This is a genomic window from Nocardia sp. NPDC005746 (assembly GCF_040630785.1).
Taxonomy (GTDB): Bacteria; Actinomycetota; Actinomycetes; order Mycobacteriales; family Mycobacteriaceae; genus Nocardia.
The window spans coordinates 76,109-93,627 of the sequence record NZ_JBEXYE010000015.1; the positions used below are offsets into that span (position 1 = coordinate 76,109).

Sequence of the window (17,519 nt, forward strand, 5' to 3'; positions counted from 1 at the left end):
CTCGACCGAACGCCACCGCGCCTATGTCATCGAATGGCGCATGCCGGGGGGCGATCAACGAGCGATGAATCCTCCTGCTCCGCAGTGGAACAGCGAAGCAGGAGGGCGTATGGCTACAGGCCCGCGCAGCTGGCGCCGGAGACGCCGTGGTTGACGTAGACGTTGTTCTCGGGGTTGCTGTATTCCTGAGTCATGATCAGGGCGCCGCCGAGGCTGTTCTTGATGCCCAGGGCGACATCGTAATTGGTGCTTCGGAGGGTGAAGCCGTTGTCTGATTGGGTGGAGTAGAAATTGGTGGTCTTGGGGAGGCTGCCGGGTACCTTCAGGCAGGTTTCGCCGTAGATGACGGTGAAGCCGGTGGAGAGGACGTACATGGCCTGGTTGGACCAGGCGCCCATGGGAAGGGCGGTGGCCCGGGTGTTGTGGTGGGAATCCTGGGGGTTGATGATGCCGATAGCGGCGCCGGTGTTGTTGTGGATCCAGACGTAGACCAGGGAGGCCTGCGCGGGCTGCAGGTCCGGAATCGCTTGTGACGGACCGGCTGTCATGGTCGCGGCGGCCGCGGCCAGGGACACGGCGGCGAGGAACTGCTTGAACATCTTCATGTGTGCTCTCCAACGGTGAGCCGGGCCGGTGCGGCCGGGTCTCGGGGTGGGAAGCTACCAGTACCGGAATCCTTTGCGGCGCAAGTTATTCCAGGTTCCCTGAAATAGAGTCATTCTCGTTTCAGATGAGCTGCCGACTGCTACCGTCTGCCGCGTGGCTCCGGCGAACCACGGCCGGAGCCCTCGAAACATGGAGTACACCCATGAGGTTCAACAGGCTCTTCGCCGCTGTCGCCATGCTGATCACGATCGCGTTCGGCGCGGCGAATTCACAACCGGCACAGGCGGACACCAACCCCGTCGTCATGATCACCGTGTGGAACGGGACCGGTGCCGCCATCGGGCTGATCAACCCCGCCGACGGTCAGCACACCACACGCGCCAAGGCCCTGCGGATCGAGGCGTGGGACGAGGCCAAGAACATCTTCGTGCCGACCGACGGCAGCTTCGTGGTGGTATATGCCGAATCCTGCCTGCACGTTCCGGGCAGCCTGGGCAACTTCTCCCTGGCCAGCGGCGGCCGGTACAACGTCCAGCTCGGGCTGGTGTGGTTCACCTCAACGCTCAAATTCACCCGCGACGGGTCCAACCCGCCGGTCGGGGTCCAGGTCGCTCAGAACTCGACCGGTTCCAGCTGCTCCGGGCTGTGAGGTCAGCTCACCGGATCCAGGCGCACCGGGACGCCGTTCAGGTTGGCCATGCCGGCCAGGCGTTCCACGTCGGCCAGATCCGTTGACATCAGGTCGTTCACGTTCGCGCCGCCGGCGGCGTTGGCTCGGCGCCAGCCGCCGGTGTGGCCCCAGCCGTGGGGGATGGCGATGGTGCCGGTGGTCAGGTCCTCGGTCAGACGGGCCGTTACTTCGATGGAGCCGTGGGCGGAGGTGACGCGGCAGCGGTCGCCGTCGGAGATGCCCGCTACGGCGGCGTCTTTGGGGTTGATGCGGGCGGCGTGTTCGCGGTCGCCTCGCATGAGGGGTTCGACGTTGTGCATCCAGGAGTTGTGGGACTTGAGTTCGCGGAGGCCGATCACGCGGAGGGGGTAGGTGGGGTCGGCGGGGCGGGCGGTGAGGGTGCGGAGTTCGATGATGATCTCGTCGGGGTCGAGGAGGACTCGGCCGCCCTTGTGGCGCACGATGTTTCGCAGGACGCCGGTGGCGATGCTGTCGGCCAGGACCACGCCGTGGGGGTGGCGGCGCAGCATGCGCAGGCTCAGACCCTCGCGCCGGAGGCCGAAACGGTCGCCGTAGGGACCGGTTCGCAGGGCGAGATCGGCGAGGAGCGGCGGGGTCGGGCGGGCCGACGCCAACCGGGGGACGCGGCGGCGCAGGGAACTCAACGCGCGGCCGAGCGGGCGGGTGGGGCCTACGGCGAAGGGCTGCACGCCGATTCGGGTGGCGATGGCGTCGATGATCCGCCATTCCTCGCGGGCCTCGCCGTAGGGTTCGACGACGCGCTCGGTGTACTGGGTGTACGGGGTCGGGGAGAGCGCGGTGAACGGGAGCGGGATGTCGTCGCGTTCGAGGAAGGTGGTCGCGGGGAGGATGTAGTCCGCGATGCGGTTGGTGTCGTTGATGTAGAGGTCTATGGAGACGAACAGGTCCAGTTCCGGGAGAGCCGAGGCGAGTTCGCGGCCGTTCGGGACCGAGGAGACCGGGTTGCCCGCGGACGTGAACAGGGCGCGCAGGCGACCCGGGCCCGGCGTGGTGATCTCCTTGGCCATGATGGCGGCGGGGAACGTGCCCAGGACGTCCGGGAATCCGCCGACCCGGGAGTGGTTGCGGCCGTAACCCGCGAAACCCAGGCGGGCGCTCAGCTCGGAGACCGCCACCAGCTCCTTGCCGAAGACGCTGCCGCCCGGCTTGTCGAGATTGCCGGTGACCAGGGCGAGCGCGTCCACGAGGAAGGCCACCAGGGTGGCGTGGCGGCCCAGGCAGGTGCCGGTGCGGCCGTAGACGGCGGCGGAGTCGGCACGGGCCAGGTCACGGGCCAGGGTGCGGACGAGATCGGGGTCCAGGCCGGTGATCCCGGCGGTCGCCTCGGGGGTGAAACGACTGACGGCGGAGCGCAATTCGCGGACGCCGCGCGCCTGACGGCGCAGGGCCTGCTCGTCCTGGAGGCCCTCCGCGAAGATCACCTGGAGCAGCGCGGCCAGCAGCCAGGCATCCCCGTCGGGCCGGATGCCGACGTGCTCGAAGAGTTTCGCCGTCTCGGTCTTGCGCGGATCGACCACCACCACCCGGCCGCCGCGCTTGGTGATCCCGGTCAGCTTGTCGCGGACCCGCGGCACGCTCATCGCGCTGCCGTGCGAGACAAGGGGATTCGCGCCCAGCATGAGCAGGAAGTCGGTGCGGTCCAGATCGGGGACCGGCACCGAGGTCGCCGAGCCGTAGAGCAGTTCGCTGGCCACGAAGCGGTTGTTGATGTCCTGCGAGCCCGCCGAATACACGTGCTTCAGCCCGGCGGCCAGCTGGAAACCCACCATCCACAGGGTGTGCGAGTAGGAGAAGGTGGACGGATTACCGAAATACCAGCCGAGACTGTCGATTCCGTGCTCGCCGATCAGCGCGCGCAGCCGCTCGCCGATCTCGTCGAGCGCGGTATCCCAGGACACCCGCTCGAACTCGCCGGAGGCCGTGCGCCGCAGCGGATGCAGCACCCGGTCCGGGTCGTTCTGGATCTCGGTGAACGCGATGCCCTTGGGGCAGGCGTTGCCGCGGGACAGCGGATGATCCTTGTCGGCGCGCAATCGCACCAGCCTGCCGTCCTCGACGGTGGCGATCAGGCCGCAGAGCGGCTCACAGATCCGGCAGTACGTGGGAAGCTCGCGCGTGCTCACGCCTCAAGACAACACCTGATCCAGAGTGAGGAACAACACATTTCCGGCCATATCGGTCTGTTCCAGGCCGAGTTCGGCGGTCCCGATCCGGGCGGTGCGGCCGGTCTCGTCGCCGGTGGAGTGCAGCCACAGGAAACCCAATTCGGCCAGATCCAGGGTGCGCGGCAACGCGGCCGCCACCGCGCCGCTGTCGGTGATCCCGGTCAGGCTGACCCGGGTGGGGGTGGCGCGCAGGGTCGGCCAGGCGGCGGCGAATCCCGGGTGCAGGGGCCGGTCCACGACCTCGTCCTCGGGCACCCACACCAGATCCTGGCTCTCCATATTGCCGCGGGTGCGCAGCCGGTCGGCGGCGTCGGCGATGACCGTGGTGTAGGTCCAGCCGCTGGGCGCGGTCGCGGTCACCCGGGAACCGCGCACCCGGATCGAGCCGGACGCGATCCCCGCCTCCTCCTCGGCCTCGCGGACCGCGGCGTGGACGCTGGTCTCGTGCGAGTCGCGGGCGCCGCCGGGCAGCGCCCAGGTGCCGCCCTGATGGGTCCAGGCGGCCCGGTGATGCAGCAGCACTGCAGAACCGCCATCGGCCAGCGGGGCGCGCAGCAACAATCCAGCAGCCCCGAAACGACCCCACTGGCGGGTGCCGTCAGCGCTCTCCGCCCACCCGTCGCCGTCACCACGCATCTTCGCAATCCCATCGTCCGACCGCGCCGAGAACTGCCGCGGGGATTCCCGCGTCACGGCGGCGGTACGTCCACAATAAGCTCATCCGGCAGGAACAAGTCGGCCGTTCGATTTCGGTCAGTGGGAGGTGAGGATGGCTCGAGCCGAGGAGTTGAGGCTGGACGAGCTTTCCCCGCGCGCCGCCGCGGCAGCGTGGCGCGAACGGTTCGCTACCACTGAACTGCGCGCCTTCGCCGAATCGTCGCCCGCCAAGCTGATCGCGGTCGGGCTGGTGCTGCTCGCGCTGTGCGTGTCCGCGGGCATCGTCACCGCCACCGCGGTGACCGATCGGCAACACGCGCTCGACGTCCTGCTCGACCAGTCCGAACCCGACGCCTACTCGGCGCAGCGCCTCTATACCTCGCTGTCGGTGGCCGACGCCTCCGCGGGCACCGCCTTCATTTCCGGTGGGCTGGAATCGAAGCCGGTCCGCGACCGCTACAACCAGGCCGTCGGCCAGGCCGCCGCGGAACTGGTGGTGCAGTCCACCGGCGGCGACGCCGACACCGACGCGCAACTGCGCACCGGCATCGCGACCGGGCTGCCGGTGTACACCGGCATCGTCGAGACCGCGCGGGCCAACAATCGCAGTGGGCAGCCGGTCGGCGCGGCCTATCTGAGCGAGGCCTCCAACCTCATGCAGAAGTCCGTGCTGCCGATGGCGCAGGAACTGCAGGAGCATCGCGCGACCGCCATCACCGAAACCCAGCGCAATCACGTGCGACCGCCGTGGCCCGCCATCCTGCTGCCGCTGCTGGCGGTGGCGGCGCTGATCGCGGCCCAGCTGTTCCTGTTCCGGCGCTGGCACCGGGTGCTGAACTTCGGACTGCTGCTGGCCACCGCGACCATGGTGGTGCTGCTGTCCTGGACGGTGATCGCGGGCTTCATCTCCGCGGTCGACACCACCCACGCCCGCGACAAGGGCAGCGTGCCGACGGCCGCCCTCACCGAGAGCCGCATCCTCGCCCAGCAGGCCCGCACCGCGGAAACCCTGAAACTGGTGCGCCGCGACACCAGCGCCGACTACGACCGCACCTACGACCAGGCCATCGAGAAACTGCGGAACATCCTGTCCGGCTACCGATCCGACGCGCCGGGCAGTGGTGACGTGAAGACCGCGGCGGCCGCCCTGGACCGCTGGCGGGCCGCCCACCAGCGGATGAACGACGCCCTCTCGAAGGGCGACTTCATCGGTGCGGCCGCGGTGGCCACCGGGCCGGGCGCGGTCGAGGCCACCGCGCAGACCGATGCCCTGGACCGCGCGCTCGGCGACGGCATCGCCGATACCCGGAACCGGTTGCGCGCCGACACATCCCACGCCGCCCGCACCCTGGATCTGCTCGGCCCCGGCGCGCTGGTGCTCAGCACCGCCGCCGCCGTGCTGATCGCCGTCGGGCTCTGGCCGCGACTGCGGGAGTACCGATGACCAGCCGACCGGTCCGTTCCCTGGCCTTGGCGGCCCTGGCCGCGACCGTGGCCTGCACCGCCGCCTGCGGGGACAACAGTCCGCCCCCGCCCGCGCCCTCGACCCGGGTCCCCAGCTACGTCGAACCGCCGCTGCCCTCCGGCGCGGTCGCCGCCCAGCCGCAGGCCACACCACCGCCCGAGGTGACCGACTGCGGCGACCCCACCGCCAGCCTGCGCCCCACCGGCGTGCGCAGCGGGCCGACACTCGACGCCATCCGGGCCCGGGGCCGGCTGTTGGTCGGCTTGGATCCGGGCAGCAACCTGTTCAGCTTCCGCGACCCGACCACCGGGGCGCTGGCGGGCTTCGACGTGGAGATCGCCCGGGAACTGGCCCGCGACCTGCTCGGCGATCCGGGCGCCATCGAATACCGGATCCTCGGCTCCGCCGACCGCGAGAAGGCGCTGCAGGAACACACCGTCGATGTCGTGGTCAAGACGATGACGATCAATTGCGCACGGCGGCAACGGGTCACGTTCTCCACCTCCTATCTGCAGGCGCATCAGCGCGTGCTGACGGTACGCAATTCCGGGATCGACGGACTCACCGATCTGGCCGGGAAGCGGCTGTGCGTGGTCAGCGGCACCACCTCCCTGGACCTGGTGCGGCGCACCCAGCCCGCCGTCTCCATCCTCACCGTTCCCAGCTGGGCCGACTGCCTGGTGGTGCTGCAGCAGCGGCAGGTCGACGCGATCAGCACCGACGACACCGTGCTGGCCGGGCTGGCCCAGCAGGATCCGGCCATCGAGGTGGTCGGGCCCAACCTGAGCACCGAGCAGTACGGCATCGGAATCTCGCAGGGCTCCGACGATCTGGTGCGATTCGTCAACGGCACGCTGGAACGCATTCGCGCCGACGGCACCTGGAACCGGCTCTACCGCCGCTGGCTCAGCGCCGAACTCGGCGACGCCGCCATCCCGCCGCCCCCGAGGTACCAGGACTGACGATGAGCACTCCGTCCGATCCGCAGCACCCCGACCGCGGCGACGCCGAAGGCGTCCCGACCCACGCCACCAACGTCGGACCGCACTGGCCCGCCCGCACCGAGATCACCACCCGGCAGGTGCCCCCGCGCGGCGAACGCGCACGCCACGCCGCCGAGCCGGACGAACCCGCCGCGACCCAGGCCACCCCGCGCACCGAGATGACCCAGCGCGCACCCCGCATCGAGGACGAACCGGAAGTTCCACCGGCGGAGGCGGTTCCGGGCTCCGAGGGCGAACCGCGCACCCCCACCCGGCCGTCCCAGCGCACCGCGCGCATGGCCCGCCCGCGCCCGGTGGTGCGGCGGCTCGGCGCGGGCCTGGTGCCGATCCCGACCGTGGAGCCGGTGGATCCGGAGCAGGCGGTGCTCGACGATCCCGTGGTCGCCGAGGGCCGCCGATTCTGCTGGCGCTGCGGCAAACCGGTCGGCCGGGCCACCCCGACGCTGCCGTCCACCACGGCGGGTGACTGCCAAACCTGCGGCGCCCCCTACGATTTCCGGCCCTCCCTCTACCCCGGCGACCGGGTGACGGGCCAGTACGAGATCCAGGGCTGTATCGCGCACGGCGGCCTGGGCTGGATCTACCTCGCCATCGACCGCAATGTCAGCGACCGCTGGGTGGTGCTCAAGGGCCTGTTGCACGCCGGTGACGCCGAAGCGCAGGCGGTCGCGCTGGCCGAACGGCAGTTCCTCGCGGAGGTGGTGCACCCGAGCATCGTGAAGATCCACAACTTCGTGGAGCATCCGGGCCCGGACGGGACGCCGATCGGCTACATCGTGATGGAGTACGTGGGCGGGCATTCGCTGCGCCACCTGCTCGACCACTACGCGCCCGCCCGCATGCCGGTCTCGGTGGCCATCGCCTACCTGCTGGAAATCCTTCCGGCCCTGGACTATCTGCATTCGGTGGGGCTGGCCTACAACGACCTCAAGCCCGACAACATCATGATCACCACCGACCGGGTGGAGCTCATCGACCTGGGCGCGGTCACCCAGTTCGAAGCGTACGGAAACCTGTACGGCACCAGGGGATTCCAGGCCCCCGAGATCGCCCACACCGGGCCCACCGTGGCCTCGGACATCTACACCGTCGGACGTGCGCTCGCCGTGCTCACCCTGCACCTGCCTATGGAGCGCGGCGCCTACGTCGACGGTATCCCGGATCCGAAGGACGAGCCGATGCTGGCCCAGCATCCGTTCCTCTACCGGCTGCTGCTGCGCGCCACCGATCCCGATCCGGACCGCCGCTTCCCATCCGCGCGGGTCCTGGCCGCCCAGCTCACCGGCGTGCTGCGCGAGATCCTGGCCGCCGAGACCGGCAACGAGCACCCGCAGCTGTCGACCCTGTTCAGCCCGCCGCGCACCAGCTTCGGCACCGGCGAACTCATCGCGCAGACCGACGGCATCATCGACGGCATCGGCCGCGGCACCCTGCTGCAACCCGGTGACGTGGTGGCCGCGCTACCGGTGCCCATCATCGATCCGAGCGACCCGTCCGCGCCACTGCTGGCCGGCGCCGCCCACCCCGAACCCCGGCACTCGCTCGAGGAACTGCGGCACGCCCGCCAACGCGGGGCCGCCGAACCCGGTGGCGCGCCCGAGACCCTCGAACTGGAGGTCACCCTCGCCGAGGCCCGCGCGCACCTGGACCTGAACGAGCCCGCGGCCGCGCGCATGCTGCTGGCCCGGCTCACCGACGAACCCGAGCCGCCCGCCTGGGACTGGCGCATCGACTGGTATCTCGGGCTCACCGAACTGCTGGAATTGGAGTACGAGCGCGCCTTCGCCCGCTTCGACGCGGTGCTGGAGGCGCTGCCCGGTGAGATCGCGCCCAAGCTGGCGCTCGCCGCCACCGCGGAACTCATTCTCCAGCACTGGGATTCGCCGGACCCCGAGGAATGGCGCTCCTACGCCGAGAACTACTACGCCACCGTGTGGCGCACCGACCGGGGCGTGGTGAGCGCCGCGTTCGGCCTGGCTCGGCAGCTCGCGGCGGCCGGGAACATCACCGCCGCGGTGCACGCACTCGACCAGGTGCCGCCCGCCTCCCGGCACTACGCGGAAGCCCGGATGACGGCCATTCTCATGCTGCTGACCTGCGCTCCAGCCGCGGAACTGGACGAATCGACCCTCCAGGTGGCGGCGGCGCGCGTGCAGGACCTGCCGCCGGGCGAGGGGCGTGCGGCGCAACTGCGGATCCTGTCGATGGGCATCGCGCTGGGCTGGGTGCAGGCGGGAAACAAGCCGAAGTCGGCCGGCTCCACGCTGTTCGGTTCGCCGTTCACCGAGCGGGATCTGCGGCGCGGCATCGAGACGGGGCTGCGTGGACTGGCCCGGTCCGCGCCCGAACGGAATCACCGGTACGCGCTGGTGGATCTGGCCAACGCGGTGCGCGCCAAATCCTGGTTCTGACAGCCGGTCTCAGGAATCCGGAGGAGCCCCGTGCCGCCCGCGGCGGTCTCGAGGGCAGCCTGAGACCATGTGACCGGCGAGGGATTTTCGGCCACCACCGCGGTTGTGCGTGGTGCGACACGGGTTCCGGTGGACCGGCGGGAACCGGGTCCGGGCACCACTGTGCCGACCGCATCATGATGATTTCGTGAGGAAGCCTCAGCCGACCAATCGCGCGGCCGCGCGGGCGATGGCGAGCTCCTCGTTGGTCGGCACCACCAGCACCGAGATCTCCGAGTCGTCGGCCGAAATGCGACGTGCCGTCCGGTCTTCGGCGGTGTTCCGGTCGGCGTCGATCCGGATGCCGTAGCGCTCCAGACCGGCCAGCGCCTCCGCGCGCACCCGCGCGTCGTTCTCGCCGACCCCGGCGGTGAACGTGATCGCGTCCACCCGGCCCAGCTCGATCAGATACGCGCCGATGTAGCGCCGCAACCGGTGGATGTAGACATCGAACGCGAGTTTCGCGGTGGGATGGCCGGTTTCGATGAGACGGCCCAGCTCGCGGAAGTCATTGACGCCGGACAGGCCCTTGATCCCCGAATACCGGTTCAGCAGGGCGTCCACATCGTCGACATCCATACCGGCCGTGCGGATCAGATGGAAGATGATGCCCGGATCCAGATCCCCGGACCGGGTGCCCATGACCAGGCCCTCCAACGGCGTCAGGCCCATGGTGGTGTCCACCGCCTGCCCGGCGCGAATGGCGGAGGCGGACGCGCCGTTGCCCAGGTGCAGCACGATCTGGTTCAACTCGGCGCGACCCCTGCCGAGGAACTCCGCCGCCTGCCCGGACACGTAGTCGTGCGAGGTGCCGTGGAACCCGTACTTGCGAACCCCGTGCGCCGCGGCGGTTTCCGCGTCGATGGCGTAGGTCTTGGCGGCGGCGGGCAGATTGTGGAAGAAGGCGGTGTCGAACACCGCGACCTGCGGCACCCGCGGCAGCAGCGCCCGCGCGGACTCGATGCCGATGACGTTCGGCGGATTGTGCAGGGGCGCCAGGGAGGACAGGTCGGTGATGGCCTGCACGACGTCGTCGGTGATGAGCGTCGGCTCGTAGAACACCTCGCCGCCGTGCACCACCCGGTGCCCGACCGCGCCCAGATCGGCGTGCGCCAGATCCTGGCCGCTCGCGATGAACAGGTCGAACACCACCTGCAGGCCCTGCGCGTGATCGGCGATCGAGCCCTGGTACTCGAGAGTCTTCTCCCCCGTGTGGTGTTCGACGGTCACCACGTCCGGTTCGACCGCCTCGCCGATGCGCTGCACCATGCCGTGCGCGCACACGTCGGCCGTGGCGGGCTCCAGCAGCTGGTACTTGATCGACGAGGAACCCGAATTGATCACCAGGACCTTCATTTACGCCTCCTGCTGCGCCTGAATCGCGGTGATCGCGACCGTGTTCACGATGTCGGCGACCAGCGCGCCCCGCGACAGATCATTGACCGGCTTGTTCAAACCCTGCAATACCGGGCCGATCGCCACCGCGCCCGCACTGCGCTGCACGGCCTTGTAGGTGTTGTTGCCGGTATTGAGGTCCGGGAAGATGAAGACCGTCGCCTGCCCGGCCACCTCGGAATTCGGCAGCTTGGTCTTGGCCACCGCGGGCTCGATCGCCGCGTCGTACTGGATCGGGCCCTCCACCAACAGCTCCGGCGCGCGATCGTGCACGAACTTGGTGGCGTCACGCACCTTGTCGACATCCGCGCCGGTGCCCGACTCTCCCGTCGAATAGGAGAGCATGGCCACGCGCGGGTCGATGCCGAACTGGGCGGCGGTCCGCGCCGACGAGATGGCGATATCGGCCAGCTGATCCGAGGTCGGGTCCGGCACCACCGCGCAGTCGCCGTACACCAGCACCCGGTCCGCCAGGCACATGAGGAACACGCTCGACACCGTGGACACGCCCGGCTCGGTCTTGATGATCTCGAACGACGGGCGGATGGTGTGCGCGGTGGTGTGCGCCGCGCCCGACACCATGCCGTCCGCGACCCCCATGTGCACCATCATGGTGCCGAAATACGAGATGTCGCCCATGTATTCGCGGGCCCGGTCCACCGTCATGCCCTTGTGGGCGCGCAGGCGGGCGTACTCTTCGGCGAATTCGTCACGCAGCGGGCAGGTCTGGGGATCGAGCACCTCGGCGGCGTCGATGTTCACGCCCAGTTCGGCGGCGCGGCCGCGCACCGCGGTCTCGTCGCCCAGAATCGTCAGATCGGCGATCTTGCGCTGCAGCACCCGGCCGGCCGCGCGCAGGATGCGGTCGTCGTCGCCCTCGGGCAGCACGATCCGCTTGCGGTCGTTGCGGGCGCGCTCGATCAGCTGGTACTCGAACATCTGCGGGGTGACGATGTTCGGAATGGGAACCTCGATCTGCCGCAACAGCTCTCGCGGATCGACCCGCTCCTCCATGACGGCCAGGGCGGTGTCCACCTTGCGCATGCTCGACAACGACACCCGGCCCCGGGTCAGCGCGGTGGCCTTGGCGGTCTCGTAGGTGCCGAGATCGGTGGCCAGAATCGGCAGCCGGGGCTTGAGACCCGCCATCAGCCGGGCGATGGCGGGCTGGGGGCGGATAGCGCCGTTCATGATGATGCCGGCCAGCGACGGAAAACCTTCCGCCTCATGGGCATTCACCAGGGCCAGCAGCACGTCGGAGCGGTCACCGGGGGCGATGACGGCGACACCGTCGGTGAGTCGTTCCAGAATGTGCTCGGCCGTCATGCCGCCCACCATCACGTGCAGCGCCTCACGGTGCATGAGTTCCGGGTCGCCGCTGTAGATCTCGCCACCGATGGCCTCGCGCAGCTCCTCCATGGTGGGGGCCTGCAGCAGCGGCACCTCCGGCAGCGTCCAGGACGGCACCGCGCACGCCTTGGCCAGGGCCTCGGCGTCGGCCTCCAGCTGATCGGGCTCGCAGCGGTTGGCGATCACCGCCACCAGCTTGGCGTGCTCGGCCACCAGCTCGTTGCGGCACAACTCCACCAGCTGACCCAATTCGCCCGGGGTGCGGCCGATTCCGCGCACCACCAGCAGCACCGGCGCACCCAGGTTGACCGCGATGCGGGCGTTGAACCGCAGCTCGCTGGGGCTGGCCACATCGGTGTAGTCCGAACCCAGGACGAGCACGGCGTCGCACTGCTTGGCGACGGCGTGATAGCGCATGACGATCTCGCTGATCGCGGCGTCCGGGTCCGCGTGCACCTGCTCGTAGGTGACGCCGGTGGCCTGGTCGTAGTCGACGTCGGAGGTCGAGTATTCGAGCAGCAGCTCGAGAATGTAGTCCCGGGCGGTGGCGGACCGGGTGATCGGCCGGAACACGCCCACTCGTGGGGTCGTGGCGGCCAGGGCCTGGAGAACGCCGAGCGCCACCGTCGATTTGCCGGTGTCGCCCTCGGGGGACGCGATGTACACACTGGAGACCGGTGTGGCAGCCATGGGCGAAAGCCTACCGACCGTTATGCGCTGTTTTCCGCAGGGACGGACATCCGGATCGGACGCCCGTCCCCCACCCGAGTGGCGGAATACCTCAGAGGGCGCGCAGCCTGGGCGCCAGGTCGCGCTGGAACAGGTCCAGGAAGCGACGCTGGTCGTGGCCCGGGGCGTGGAAGACCAGGTGGTTCAGGCCCGCATCCAGATACGGCTTGATCTGCTCGACGGCCTGGTCCGGGTCGCTGGCCACGATCCATCGCTTGGCGATCTGCTCGATCGGCAGCGCGTCGGCGGCCGCCTCCATCTCCATCGGATCGGTGATCGAGTGCTTCTGCTCCGCGGTCAGCGACAGCGGAGCCCAGAAACGCGTGTTCTCCAGCGCCAGAACCGGATCGGTGTCGTAGGAGATCTTGATCTCGATCATCCGGTCGATGTCCTCGACCGCACGCCCCGCCTTGGCCGCACCCTCCGCGACCGCCGGCATCAGCTTCTCGGTGTAGAGGTCCATGCCCTTGCCCGAGGTGCAGATGAAACCGTCACCCGCGCGACCCGCGTACCGGGCGACCAGCGGGCCGCCCGCCGCGATGTACACCGGGATGCCGCCCTTGGGCACGTCGTAGATGGAGGCGCCGACGGTCTTGTAGTACTGGCCGTCGAAGTCCACGCGCTCGCCGGTCCACAGCGCGCGCATCAATTCCACCGACTCGCGCAGGCGGGCGAACCGCTCCTTGAACTCCGGCCACTCGCCCTGGAACCCGGTCGCGATCTCGTTGAGCGCCTCACCGGAGCCGACACCCAGCATGATGCGATCCGGGTACAGGCAGCCCAGGGTGGCGAACGCCTGCGCGATCACCGCCGGGTTGTAGCGGAAGGTCGGGGTCAGCACCGAGGTGCCGAGCTGAATGCGGTTGGTGCGCTCCCCCACCGCGGCCAGGAAGGCCAGCGAGAACGGCGCGTGCCCGCCATTGTGCCGCCACGGCTGGAAATGGTCGGACACCGTCGCGCTGTCGAGGCCGTGCTCCTCCGCCGCCACCGTGAGCTCCACCAGCTCACGCGGGCCGAACTGTTCGGCGGACGCCTTGTAGCCGAGCTTGAGGTCCTTCACCTGGGCACTCCTGTCGCCATGCTGCGCTCGCACCGGTCGGCGCGAACGGCCTACTTCGCACAGTAGTCAGCACCGGAAGACGATGCGGCAGCGGTCACACCGCAGGAATATATGAGCTTTCGATCCGCGGATAGCGGAGAATATGCGCGTGACCAACGCGAGCCGAGAACCGATCCTCTCCTACCTGACCGATATGGACGGCGTCCTGGTCCACGAGAACCACCTGGTGCCCGGAGCCGACGAGTTCCTCGCCGAACTGCGCGACAATCAGATCCCGTTCCTGGTGCTCACCAACAACAGCATCTACACCGCGCGCGACCTGCAGGCCCGGCTCCAGCACACCGGCCTCGACATCCCCGTCGAATCCATCTGGACCTCCGCCCTGGCGACCGCCACCTTCCTGAAGGACCAGCGGCCCGACGGCACCGCCTACGTGGTCGGCGAATCCGGGCTCACCACCGCGCTGCACGAGATCGGTTACGTCCTCACCGATTCCAACCCCGACTACGTGGTGCTCGGCGAAACCCGCACCTACTCGTTCGAGGCCATCACCACCGCCATCCGCCTGATCGCGGCGGGTGCGCGCTTCATCGCCACCAATCCCGACGCCACCGGGCCCTCGCGCGAGGGCATCCTCCCGGCCACCGGTTCGGTCGCGGCGCTGATCACCCAGGCCACCGGCAAGAAGCCGTACTACGTGGGCAAACCCAACCCGCTGATGATGCGCTCGGCGCTGCGCCGGCTGGGCGCGCACTCGCAGTCCACCGTCATGATCGGCGACCGCATGGACACCGACGTCATCTCCGGCCTGGAGGCGGGCATGCGGACCATCCTGGTCACCACCGGCATCTCGACGCCCGCCCTGGTCGAGCAGTTCCCGTACCGCCCGACCGCCATCCTGCCGTCGGTCGCCTCGCTGGTCGGCAAGACCAAGGACCCGTTCGCGCTGTAGTCAGGCGGCGCCCGTCGCGTCGTCCTCGAGCACGTCGAGGGCGGCCGACAGGGTCGTCAGCGCGTCCACGACCCGCTCCAGCTCGGCCCTGCCCAGGTGCGCGACAAGGCGTTTCGCCATCGCCGCGTGCTGTGGGTCGATCGCGCGGACCGCGTCGTGACCCGACTCGGTGATGGCCACCAGCTTGGCGCGCCGATGCGCCGGATTCGGCTTGTACTCGACGAATCCCTTGCCCTCCAGCACATCCGCGATGCGCTGCACGCTCTGCCGGGTGATACCCATCTCCCGGGCGATGCCCGCCACCGGCAGCGGCTGGTGCAGGATCGCGCCCAGCACCTGCCACCACGCCACCGTGATCCCGGACGGCCTCGCCAATTCCTCGGCGATACCGAGGAATTGGCCGTTCAGCTTGAACGACGTGACCGCCGCCGTCGCGAACAGTTCCTGCCCGGTACGCGTCACCGCGCCGCCGCCCGCTGCTGCTCGTACTCGTAGAGCGTGTAGAAGCCCGCGGGATCGTTGTTCCCGTACAGCTTGTACCAGGCCTCCAGGACGTGCGGCTCGAAAATGTCCAGGCGAGCGAGGATCTCGCGCGCGAACTCGACCGGGCTGGTGCCGGACGCGGTGATCACATCGCCACCGGTGACGGCCGGCGCCTGGACGAAGTGCTCGCCGCCCGCGTAGCCGCTGTAGGCGAGGTATTCGGCGGCATTGCTGGTGTGCGGCCGGTCGTCGAGCAGCCCCTCCTGCGCCAGCGCGAAGGTTCCGCCGCAGATCGCCGCCACCGGCACCCCGGCCGTCACGAACTCGCGGGCCTTGCGTGCGAAAGCGGCGGGCGTCTCGGAATCCAGCTCGGTCTCCAGACCCGGCAGGATCAGCATGGCGCTGTCGCCGGACTTCAGATCCTCGAGGGCGAGATCGGGCAGGATGCGCATGCCGCCCATCGAGGTGATCGGTTCGGCGCTGATGGCGACGGTCTTGACCTGCCACGTTCCCGGGTCACGGTGCCAGAGTGCGCGATTGATGTGTGCGGTCGCATGGCCGACCTCCCAGTCCGAGAAGGTGTCGTAGACGGCCATGTGAACTGTTTTCATCATGACAGCATGCTGTCATGATTGACAGCATGCTGTCAATAACTCGGAGAAGCGCCCACACGCAGTAGTGCCGCGAGCGACAACCACCTCCCCCTCTCGAGGCCGTCGCCGCGCGAGTTCGGCCGATGCTTCGAACAGGCTTATGACTCCGGGCGTGCGGCACGTGCGGCGCGCCGGGACAGCGCGGCGAAGGCATCACGCAGTGCGTCCGGGCCGATGACCTCGATCTCGGTGTCGAAACGCGCCAGCATCGCGGCGAGCGCGACCCAGGACCAGGAACCGGTCAGCAGTCTGGTTCGGGCGGGGCCGAGTTCCTCGACGATGCCGTCGCCGGCGAACGGGGCAACCTGTGCGGCGGGGAGGTCGAGGACCACCTCACCGCGACAGGGCCAGATGTTCGCGCTGTCGGAACCCTTGAACCGGGCGGACAGGAACGCGGCGACGTCGCCACCTGGAACTTGCCGGGGTATGAAGCGCGGCCCGTTCGGGACGCGCAACGCCATCCGATCGGCACGATGAATCCGCCAATCCTGCCGCTCGGGATCCCATCCGATCAGATACCAGCGTCCAGCCCGGACCACGAGGTGGTGCGGCTGTACCCGCCGCGCCGGCCGCGACCCGGGATCCCGCGGCCCGGCCGCCGACCGGTAGTCGAACCGCACCTCCTCCGCGGATCGGACGGCGGCGCTCAGCGCGAGCAGAACGGGCGGTGTCGACTTGGGGATCGGCGCCGGGCCCGGCCGCTTGGATCGCGGTCACGTCGAGGGTGTCGACACGCTGCCGCAGGCGGGACGGCAGCACCTGCCGCACAGTCGCCAACGCGCGCGCGGCTGCCTCTTCGATACCGGCACCCGTCCCGGCCGCGATCCGCAACGCCACCGCGAGCGCGACCGCCTGCTCGTCGTCGAACAGGAGCGGGGGCAGCTCGCTACCCGCCTCGAGCCGATAACCACCCTCGGGTCCCTTGACCGCCCGGACGGGGTAACCGAGTTCGCGCAGCCGATCGACATCGCGGCGAACCGTGCGTTCGCTCACCGCCAGCCGCTGGGCGAGCAGCGATCCCGGCCAGTCACGGCGGACCTGCAGCAACGACAGCAGCGAGAGCAGGCGGCGAGACGTCACCTTTGAAGACGCGGTCGGCATGCTCCCCAGGCTGCCAGAAATAGCGGACGTTCCCTGGCCGGTACTGCTGCCAGGGTGGCGTTGTCGCCGGAACCCTCCGGCGGCGACATCACCTCCGAAGGGACCCGATCACCATGTCGGTAAACGCTGTCGCCCACCTGAACTTCCACGGTCAGGCCCGTGCGGCCCTGGAGTTCTACCAGTCGGTGTTCGGCGGTCAGACCACCATCGCCACCTACGGCGACTTCGGGATGCCCGCGGAACTGCCAGAAGCCACCAAGGTGGTGTTCGGACAGATCATCGCCGGCAACGGCTTCCGGGTCATGGCATACGACGTGCCCGGTGCGGACACACCGGTCGCCCAGGACGCGCCCACCACCCGCCGCGAGAACGGCACCACCCGCACCACGGAACCGTTCTTCCTCTCCGTCCGCGGCGACACTGTCGAGGAGGTCGGCGCGCTGTGGGAACGCCTCGCGGACGGGGCAAGCGTCATCGAGGAATTCGGCCCGGCGCAGTGGGCGCCCGGTTTCGGGATGCTGCGCGATCGCTTCGGCATCACGTGGATCCTCGACGTCACAGCCGAGTACAACCCGGCCTGACGCCATTCCACCGGGGTGCGGCCGATCCGGTCACGCCCCAGTCCCTGCCGCGAAATTCCCAGCAGCACAGGCGGTATCGGCCGGTCGCAGGCGCCGGGGTGGTGCCGGGCTGACGGAATGACGAAAGGGCCGGAACCCAGCGGGTTCCGGCCCTTC

15 protein-coding genes and 1 pseudogene are annotated in these 17,519 nt (G+C 69.4%); 6 read left to right on the forward strand and 10 right to left on the reverse strand.

From position 1 onward, the window contains the following. Nucleotides 1–113: 113 nt before the first annotated feature. Nucleotides 114–605 (reverse strand): hypothetical protein, encoded by a 492-nt coding sequence (locus ABZ412_RS25960; RefSeq protein WP_357284769.1) that lies wholly within the window; start codon nucleotides 603–605, stop codon nucleotides 114–116. Nucleotides 606–808: 203 nt separating this feature from the next. On the opposite strand from ABZ412_RS25960, the gene ABZ412_RS25965 reads away from it, so the two are divergent. Further along, a complete protein-coding gene (locus ABZ412_RS25965; RefSeq protein WP_357284771.1) occupies nucleotides 809–1,255 on the forward strand; it encodes a hypothetical protein in 447 nt (148 codons plus the stop codon). Between the two features lie 2 nt (nucleotides 1,256–1,257). Here ABZ412_RS25965 and ABZ412_RS25970 read toward each other — a convergent pair whose 3' ends face one another. Together ABZ412_RS25970 and ABZ412_RS25975 are read right to left on the reverse strand one after the other, a co-directional pair. Continuing rightward, a complete protein-coding gene (locus tag ABZ412_RS25970) occupies nucleotides 1,258–3,441 on the reverse strand; it encodes a molybdopterin-dependent oxidoreductase (protein WP_357284774.1) in 2,184 nt (727 codons plus the stop codon). 3 nt (nucleotides 3,442–3,444) lie between these two features. Continuing rightward, nucleotides 3,445–4,119, reverse strand: a complete 675-nt coding sequence (locus ABZ412_RS25975; RefSeq protein WP_357284777.1) for an NUDIX domain-containing protein — start codon at nucleotides 4,117–4,119, stop codon at nucleotides 3,445–3,447. A gap of 133 nt (nucleotides 4,120–4,252) precedes the next feature. Here ABZ412_RS25975 and ABZ412_RS25980 point away from each other — a divergent pair, with 133 nt between their 5' ends. Genes ABZ412_RS25980 through ABZ412_RS25990 form a run of 3 tightly spaced genes read left to right on the forward strand, consistent with a single transcriptional unit; the run spans nucleotide 4,253 to nucleotide 9,020 of the window. After that, complete coding sequence (locus tag ABZ412_RS25980; RefSeq protein ID WP_357284779.1) at nucleotides 4,253–5,584, forward strand: hypothetical protein; 1,332 nt, start codon at nucleotides 4,253–4,255, stop codon at nucleotides 5,582–5,584. Continuing rightward, nucleotides 5,581–6,567 (forward strand): transporter substrate-binding domain-containing protein, encoded by a 987-nt coding sequence (locus ABZ412_RS25985; protein WP_357284782.1) that lies wholly within the window; start codon nucleotides 5,581–5,583, stop codon nucleotides 6,565–6,567. The genes ABZ412_RS25980 and ABZ412_RS25985 overlap by 4 nt, the downstream gene beginning before the upstream one ends. A gap of 2 nt (nucleotides 6,568–6,569) precedes the next feature. Beyond that, nucleotides 6,570–9,020: a tetratricopeptide repeat protein gene (locus ABZ412_RS25990; RefSeq protein ID WP_357284784.1), complete on the forward strand. Its 2,451-nt coding sequence runs from the start codon at nucleotides 6,570–6,572 to the stop codon at nucleotides 9,018–9,020. A 198-nt stretch (nucleotides 9,021–9,218) separates the two neighbouring features. Here the strand turns inward: ABZ412_RS25990 and ABZ412_RS25995 are convergent, their stop codons facing one another. The 3 genes from ABZ412_RS25995 to fgd all read right to left on the reverse strand — a co-directional run bounded on the left by ABZ412_RS25995 (nucleotide 9,219) and on the right by fgd (nucleotide 13,593). After that, nucleotides 9,219–10,415: an acetate kinase gene (locus ABZ412_RS25995; protein WP_357284787.1), complete on the reverse strand. Its 1,197-nt coding sequence runs from the start codon at nucleotides 10,413–10,415 to the stop codon at nucleotides 9,219–9,221. Beyond that, the gene (gene pta / locus ABZ412_RS26000) at nucleotides 10,416–12,494 is read right to left on the reverse strand and encodes a phosphate acetyltransferase (protein ID WP_357284789.1); all 2,079 of its coding nucleotides are present in this window, start codon (nucleotides 12,492–12,494) and stop codon (nucleotides 10,416–10,418) included. Nucleotides 12,495–12,585: 91 nt separating this feature from the next. Then, nucleotides 12,586–13,593 (reverse strand): glucose-6-phosphate dehydrogenase (coenzyme-F420), encoded by a 1,008-nt coding sequence (gene fgd, locus ABZ412_RS26005; RefSeq protein ID WP_357284792.1) that lies wholly within the window; start codon nucleotides 13,591–13,593, stop codon nucleotides 12,586–12,588. A 193-nt stretch (nucleotides 13,594–13,786) separates the two neighbouring features. Here fgd and ABZ412_RS26010 point away from each other — a divergent pair, with 193 nt between their 5' ends. Next, nucleotides 13,787–14,545: an HAD-IIA family hydrolase gene (locus tag ABZ412_RS26010; RefSeq protein ID WP_357094669.1), complete on the forward strand. Its 759-nt coding sequence runs from the start codon at nucleotides 13,787–13,789 to the stop codon at nucleotides 14,543–14,545. On the opposite strand, the gene ABZ412_RS26015 is transcribed toward ABZ412_RS26010, so the two are convergent. From ABZ412_RS26015 to ABZ412_RS26030, 4 genes and pseudogenes are all read right to left on the reverse strand, one after another. Further along, nucleotides 14,546–15,007, reverse strand: a complete 462-nt coding sequence (locus tag ABZ412_RS26015) for a MarR family transcriptional regulator (protein WP_357284795.1) — start codon at nucleotides 15,005–15,007, stop codon at nucleotides 14,546–14,548. After that, nucleotides 15,004–15,642 (reverse strand): type 1 glutamine amidotransferase family protein, encoded by a 639-nt coding sequence (locus ABZ412_RS26020; protein WP_357284797.1) that lies wholly within the window; start codon nucleotides 15,640–15,642, stop codon nucleotides 15,004–15,006. The genes ABZ412_RS26015 and ABZ412_RS26020 overlap by 4 nt, the downstream gene beginning before the upstream one ends. A 137-nt stretch (nucleotides 15,643–15,779) precedes the next feature. Further along, nucleotides 15,780–16,301, reverse strand: a complete 522-nt coding sequence (locus ABZ412_RS26025) for a WYL domain-containing protein (RefSeq protein WP_357284799.1) — start codon at nucleotides 16,299–16,301, stop codon at nucleotides 15,780–15,782. 340 nt (nucleotides 16,302–16,641) lie between these two features. Beyond that, a pseudogene (locus ABZ412_RS26030) lies at nucleotides 16,642–16,782 on the reverse strand (HTH domain-containing protein); the annotation flags it as partial. Between the two features lie 113 nt (nucleotides 16,783–16,895). Between ABZ412_RS26030 and ABZ412_RS26035 the strand changes: the two are divergent. Next, nucleotides 16,896–17,363 (forward strand): VOC family protein, encoded by a 468-nt coding sequence (locus ABZ412_RS26035; protein WP_357284802.1) that lies wholly within the window; start codon nucleotides 16,896–16,898, stop codon nucleotides 17,361–17,363. Nucleotides 17,364–17,519 lie beyond the last annotated feature (156 nt).

Excerpts from the sequence above, each read along its gene's own strand:
- ABZ412_RS26035 (WP_357284802.1), top strand. The coding sequence starts at position 16,896 with ATGTCGGTAAACGCTGTCGCCCACCTGAACTTCCACGGTCAGGCCCGT.
- ABZ412_RS25985 (WP_357284782.1), top strand. The coding sequence starts at position 5,581 with ATGACCAGCCGACCGGTCCGTTCCCTGGCCTTGGCGGCCCTGGCCGCG.
- pta (WP_357284789.1), bottom strand. The coding sequence starts at position 12,494 with ATGGCTGCCACACCGGTCTCCAGTGTGTACATCGCGTCCCCCGAGGGC.
- ABZ412_RS25980 (WP_357284779.1), top strand. The coding sequence starts at position 4,253 with ATGGCTCGAGCCGAGGAGTTGAGGCTGGACGAGCTTTCCCCGCGCGCC.
- ABZ412_RS25995 (WP_357284787.1), bottom strand. The coding sequence starts at position 10,415 with ATGAAGGTCCTGGTGATCAATTCGGGTTCCTCGTCGATCAAGTACCAG.
- ABZ412_RS26020 (WP_357284797.1), bottom strand. The coding sequence starts at position 15,642 with ATGATGAAAACAGTTCACATGGCCGTCTACGACACCTTCTCGGACTGG.
- ABZ412_RS25975 (WP_357284777.1), bottom strand. The coding sequence starts at position 4,119 with ATGCGTGGTGACGGCGACGGGTGGGCGGAGAGCGCTGACGGCACCCGC.
- ABZ412_RS25965 (WP_357284771.1), top strand. The coding sequence starts at position 809 with ATGAGGTTCAACAGGCTCTTCGCCGCTGTCGCCATGCTGATCACGATC.
- ABZ412_RS25990 (WP_357284784.1), top strand. The coding sequence starts at position 6,570 with ATGAGCACTCCGTCCGATCCGCAGCACCCCGACCGCGGCGACGCCGAA.
- ABZ412_RS25960 (WP_357284769.1), bottom strand. The coding sequence starts at position 605 with ATGAAGATGTTCAAGCAGTTCCTCGCCGCCGTGTCCCTGGCCGCGGCC.
- ABZ412_RS26010 (WP_357094669.1), top strand. The coding sequence starts at position 13,787 with ATGGACGGCGTCCTGGTCCACGAGAACCACCTGGTGCCCGGAGCCGAC.